At 68.9% G+C, this 5,779-nt stretch carries 4 protein-coding genes; all 4 read left to right on the top strand.

Annotated features, from left to right (window positions below):
* A partial coding sequence (locus AB0D48_RS36905) for a vitamin B12 dependent-methionine synthase activation domain-containing protein (protein WP_362407574.1) occupies window positions 1-1,026 on the top strand: 1,026 nt, incomplete at its 5' end.
* 110 nt (window positions 1,027-1,136) lie between these two features.
* Entirely contained in the window at window positions 1,137-1,838 is a 702-nt protein-coding gene (locus AB0D48_RS36900) for an HAD family phosphatase (RefSeq protein ID WP_362407571.1), read from the top strand.
* Window positions 1,839-2,468: 630 nt separating this feature from the next.
* Window positions 2,469-4,073, top strand: a complete 1,605-nt coding sequence (locus AB0D48_RS36895) for an ABC transporter substrate-binding protein (protein ID WP_362407568.1) — start codon at window positions 2,469-2,471, stop codon at window positions 4,071-4,073.
* Window positions 4,074-4,142: 69 nt separating this feature from the next.
* Window positions 4,143-5,726, top strand: a complete 1,584-nt coding sequence (locus AB0D48_RS36890; RefSeq protein ID WP_362407565.1) for an ABC transporter substrate-binding protein — start codon at window positions 4,143-4,145, stop codon at window positions 5,724-5,726.
* The last annotated feature ends 53 nt before the right edge of the window (window positions 5,727-5,779 follow it).

The raw sequence follows: 5,779 nt of genomic DNA, 5'->3' as shown, positions 1-5,779 counted from the left end.
GCCTACGTCGAACAGGACCTCCACGAAATCTACGAGGGCGAAGTCCGCTACGCCCGCGACGCCTTCGAAGGCCTGCGCCTGATGGACGCCCTCATCGCCGTGAAGCGCGGCGTCCCCGGCGCGTCGCTGCCCGAGCTCAAGCAGCGCCGCGTCGCCAAGAGGGACACTCCCGTCCTGCAGGTGGAGGAGGCGGAGGAGCCGGGCGGCCGCTCGGACGTGTCCGTCGACAACCCCGTCCCCACTCCGCCGTTCTGGGGCACCCGCGTGGTCAAGGGGATCCCGCTCAAGGACTACGCCTCCTGGCTGGACGAGGGCGCCCTGTTCAAGGGCCAGTGGGGCCTCAAGCAGGCCCGCGCCGGCGGCGCCACGTACGAGGAGCTCGTCGAGAGCGAGGGCCGTCCGCGCCTGCGCGGACTCCTGGACAAGCTGCACACGGAGAACCTGCTGGAGGCGGCCGTCGTCTACGGCTACTTCCCCTGCGTGTCCAAGGGCGAGGACCTGATCATCCTCGACGAGGCCGGCAACGAGCGGACCCGTTTCACCTTCCCGCGCCAGCGCCGGGGCCGCCGCCTGTGCCTCGCGGACTTCTTCCGCCCCGAGGAGTCCGGCGAGACCGACGTCGTCGGCCTCCAGGTGGTCACCGTGGGGTCGAAGATCGGCGAGGCGACGGCCAAGCTGTTCGAGTCCGACTCCTACCGCGAGTACCTCGAGCTGCACGGCCTGTCCGTCCAGCTCGCCGAGGCCATGGCCGAGTACTGGCACGCCCGCGTCCGCGCCGAACTCGGCTTCGGCGGCGAGGACCCGGACAAGGTCGAGGACATGTTCGACCTCAAGTACCGAGGTGCCCGCTTCTCCCTCGGCTACGGTGCCTGCCCCGACCTGGAGGACCGCGCCAAGATCGCCGACCTCCTCCAGCCGGAGCGGATCGGCGTCCACCTCTCGGAGGAGTTCCAGCTCCACCCGGAGCAGTCCACCGACGCGATCGTGATTCACCACCCCGAAGCGAAGTATTTCAACGCACGCTGAGGCGGACGGGCGTACACTGGTCGGTCCCATACAGGCCGGTCACCTGTTCCCGAGGGCATGTCCCGCGGGTGGAGGTGACCGGCCTTCTCGTCCCCTGAGAGAGGCGTGCCATGACAAGCACCGTTCCCGTCCCCGTGGTCCGTACGGCCGACGGGCACGCCCTGCAGGCGGTGCTGCTGGACATGGACGGCACCCTCGTCGACACCGAGGGCTTCTGGTGGGAGATCGAGGCGGACATCTTCCGCGAGCTCGGACACCGGCTCGAAGAATCCTGGCGCGACGTGGTCGTCGGCGGCCCCATGAGCCGCAGCGCCGCCTTCCTGATCCAGGCGACCGGCGCCGCCATCGGCCTCGCCGAGCTCAGCGTGCTCCTCAACGAGCGCTTCGAGGCCCGCATCGCCGACCAGGTCCCCCTCATGCCCGGCGCCGAGCGGCTGCTGAGCGAACTGGCCCGGCACAACGTGCCGACCGCCCTCGTCTCCGCCTCGCACCGCCGCGTCATCGACCAGGTGCTGCTCACCCTCGGCCGTGACCGTTTCACGATGACGGTCGCCGGGGACGAGGTCGCCCGTACCAAGCCGCACCCCGACCCGTACCTGCTCGCCGCGAACTCCCTCGGCGCGCACCCCGCCCGGTGCGCCGTCATCGAGGACACCGCCACCGGCGTCGCCGCCGCGGAGGCCGCCGGCTGCCGGGTCGTGGCCGTCCCCTCCGTCGGGCGCATCGAGCCCGCCCCCGGCCGGACGATCGTCCGCTCGCTGGAGGACGTCGACCTGCCGTTCCTCCGGTCCCTCATCAGCCCGCTGAACTGAGCGCTCTGAACCGACTGAGCGCCCTGAGCCGACCCGCTGAGCCGAGTCCGCTGAGCCGAGTCCGCTGGGCCGAGTCCCCTGGGCCGAGTCCGCTGGGCCGAGCGCCGAGCGCCGCGCATGCGCCCTCCGACGCCACGCACCGGTACACCCCGCACACGCTCTGTACCGAACGGTACGACCGCAAGGCCAAGGTCCTGCGGGAGGATCTTCCGTCGAATGCCCCGGAGGCTGAAATTCCATCCTCTCCGGGGCAGTTGTCCCGGGTGACGTTCGTCACCCGTCAAGCCCCCGACGCGCCTGTCCCAGGCCTCCTGTGCCTTCCCTTGTGTCCGGATTGATCAGCTCCTGACCGAATCCGGAGCGACCTCCCCATAGACAGCCAGTCCGCTCCCATCACGGTGCGAATACGCCCCAAGTCAGGCCAGTTCCAGCCATCCCGTCCCGGCCCACTAGTGTCGATCCGGGCACCGCGTCACACCTCAGCCGTCCGGGCACACACCCCTGTGCACGGGACCGCGTGGACCGATCGTCACTACACCGGCCCGATCGTTCCGCCCTGAACGGGCGACCGTCGCGAAGTGCCCTTTACGCCGCTTTGAGCAAGTGCCGGTTACAGGGAGTACTTCCAGCATGAACCGCAAGACCATGGTGCTGACGGCCGCGGCCGGACTGCTCACGCCCACGCTCGCCGCATGCGGCAGCGCCAGCGGCGGAGGAGCGGGATCCGGAGCGATCGTCGTCGGGACCACCGACCGGTTCGAGGCCGCCGAGTACGCCCCCGCCCCGTTCGACCCGGCCTACGCGTACGACGCCGGAGCCTGGAACGTCCTGCGCCAGACCGTCCAGACCCTGATGCACACCCCGCGCGGCGGCGGCCAGCCCGTCCCCGAAGCAGCGTCCGACTGCCGCTTCACCGACACCGGCAACGAGAGCTACCGCTGCACCCTGCGCCCCGGGCTCAAGTTCGCGAGCGGCGACCCGCTCACCGCCAAGGACGTCAAGTTCTCCATCGACCGCGTCCGCGCCATCAAGGACGAGAACGGCCCGTCCGCCCTGCTCTCCAACCTCGACAACGTCGAGGCCAAGGGCGCCGACACCGTCGTCTTCCACCTGAAGACCCCGGACGCGACCTTCCCGTACAAGCTCTCCACCCCCGCCACCGGCATCGTCAGCGAGAAGCACTACGACGCCAAGAAGCTCCGCGACGGCTTCGACGTCGACGGCTCGGGCCCGTACACGATGAAGGCCGAGGTCAAGGACAACCAGCTCGTCCGGGCCGTCTTCAGTAAGAACCCGAACTACAAGGGCGACCTGAAGCTCCAGAACGACAAGGTCGAACTGCGTACCTTCGGGGACTCCGCGGCCATGGGCAAGGCGCTCACCGACGGGAAGATCCACGTGGTCTCCCGCACCCTGTCGCCCGCCCAGATCACCGAGTTCGCGGCCAAGCCCCCCAAGGGCGTCAAGCTCGTCCCGATGCCCGGCATGGAGATCCGCTACCTCGGCTTCAACACCGAGGCCCCGGTCGTCAAGGACAAGGCCGTACGCCAGGCCCTCGCCGCCGCCGTCGACCGCAACGCCCTCATCTCCAAGGTCTACGGCAAGTCCGCGCAGCCGCTCTACTCCCTGGTCCCCACCGCCGTCACCGGCCACGTCAACTCCTTCTACAGCAAGTACGGCGAGGCCAACACCGCCAAGGCCGCCGCCCTGCTGAAGGACGCCGGGATCAAGACCCCGGTCAAGCTGACGCTGCACTACACCAACGACCACTACGGCGACGGCACGGCAGCCGAGTTCGAGGCCCTCAAGGCCCAGCTCAACTCCACCCAGCTGTTCGACATCACCGTCCAGGGCACCGACTGGGCCGACTTCCGCCCGGCCCAGAAGCAGGGCGACCACGCCGCCTACGGGCTCGGCTGGTTCCCCGACTACCAGGACGCCGACAACTTCCTCGCCCCGTTCCTGGAGCAGGACAACTTCCTGGGCACGCCGTACGCCAACAGCGCGGTGCGCACCAGGCTCCTCCCCGAATCCCGGCGCGCCGTCGACCGCAACGTCGCCGTCCCCGCGATCACGGAGATGCAGGACATCGTCGCCGAGGACGTGCCCGTCCTGCCCCTGTGGCAGGGCAAGCAGTACGTCGCCGCACGCGACGGGATCACCGGAGTGGAGTGGTCGGTCAACGCCATCTCCGACCTCCAGCTGTGGGAGCTCGGCCGCGGCGTTAGCGGCTGAGAAGGCAACGACCGGCAGCGGGTGTCGCGGGCCGGGCAACGAAACAGTTCGACTGTGAAGGACGTTCGCGTGAATCGACGTAACCAGTGGCTGGCGGCCCCGCTCGGCGCAGCCACCGCCGCCGCGCTGCTCAGCGGTTGCGGCTCGACCGACGGAGCCAGTGCCGGCGACGCCAAGGGCGTGGTCATGGGCATATCCGACAAGGTGAAGTCCACCGACCCCGCGTCGGGCTACGACCCCGGCTCCTGGCTGCTCTTCAACAACGTCTTCCAGTCGCTGCTGAGCTTCCCCAAGGGCGGCACGACGCCGGAGCCCGACGCCGCGCAGGCCTGCAACTTCGAGGGCGGCGACAGCAAGGTCTACAAGTGCGTCCTGCGCCCCGGCCTGAAGTTCAGCAACGGCCACAGCCTGACCTCCAAGGACGTCAAGTACTCCTTCGAGCGCACCCTGAAGATCAACGACGAGAACGGCCCGGCCGTGATGCTCGCGTCGATCGCCGGTATCGACGCACCCGACGAGAAGACCGTCGTCTTCCGCCTCAAGACGTCCGACGCAACCTTCCCGAGCAAGATCGCCTCGGGTGCGGGCGCCATCGTCGACCACGCCGAGTACCCGGCGGACAAGCTCCGCACGGACAACAAGGCCGTCGGCTCCGGCGTCTACAAGCTGGACGCCTTCAACGACAAGAGCGCCAGCTTCTCGGTCAACGACTCCTACACCGGCAAGGCCAAGGCCAAGAACACCGGCGTGACGCTGAAGTTCTTCAACGGCGACCAGGCCGCCCTCAAGACCGTCCTCGAGAGCGGCGACGTCGACTTCGCCTTCCGCGGCCTGGCCGCCAAGGACATCGCCGCCCTCTCCGCCGTCAAGACCGGCGACAACAAGGTCGACGTGGTCCAGGGCACCGGCGCAGAGGTCGAGCACATGGTCTTCAACGTGAACGACCCGGTCGTCGGCAAGCTCCCCGTCCGCAAGGCCATCGCCTACCTCGTGGACCGCGAGGCGCTCGTCAAGGACGTGTACGCGGGCACCGCCGCCCCGCTCTACTCGATCGTCCCCGCCGGCATCGCCGGACACACCACGCCCTTCTTCGACCGCTACGGCGGCAGCCCTCAGGTGGACAAGGCCAAGGCCGTCCTCAAGGCCGCCGGCATCAACGGCAAGGTCAAGCTCACCCTGTACTCCACGCCGTCCCGCTACGGCCCCTCCACCGACCAGCAGTTCCAGGTCATCGCCAAGCAGCTCAACGACAGCGGCCTGTTCGAGGCCGACATGAAGTCCGTCGAGTACGACCAGTACGAGAAGGACATCCAGGACGGCAAGTACGGCGTCTACGTGAAGGGCTGGGTGCCGGACTACCCGGACGCCGACAACTTCACCCAGCCGTTCTTCGGCCCGGACAACGTCCTGCGCAACAACTACGACAACAAGGAGATCACCGGGACGATCATCCCGTCGACCTCCGCCAAGTCCGACCGCACCGCGGCCAACACGGACTACAACCGCCTCCAGGACATCGTCGCCGACGAGCTCCCGATCCTCCCGCTCTGGCAGGGCAAGCAGTACGCCGTCACCCGCCAGAACGTGACCGGCCTGCAGTGGTCCCTCGACGCCTCGACCGTCTTCCGCTTCTGGGAGATCAGCAAGGGCTGACCCGCCCCGTACGGCGACGGGCCGGCCCCCCCCCCCCCCCCGCGCGCGCCCCC

The organism is Streptomyces sp. NPDC048269 (assembly GCF_040652395.1).
In the GTDB taxonomy this organism is placed as follows: Bacteria; Actinomycetota; Actinomycetes; order Streptomycetales; family Streptomycetaceae; genus Streptomyces.
Note: the sequence above shows the minus strand (reverse complement) of the source record. Positions and strands in the feature narration are given on the sequence as shown.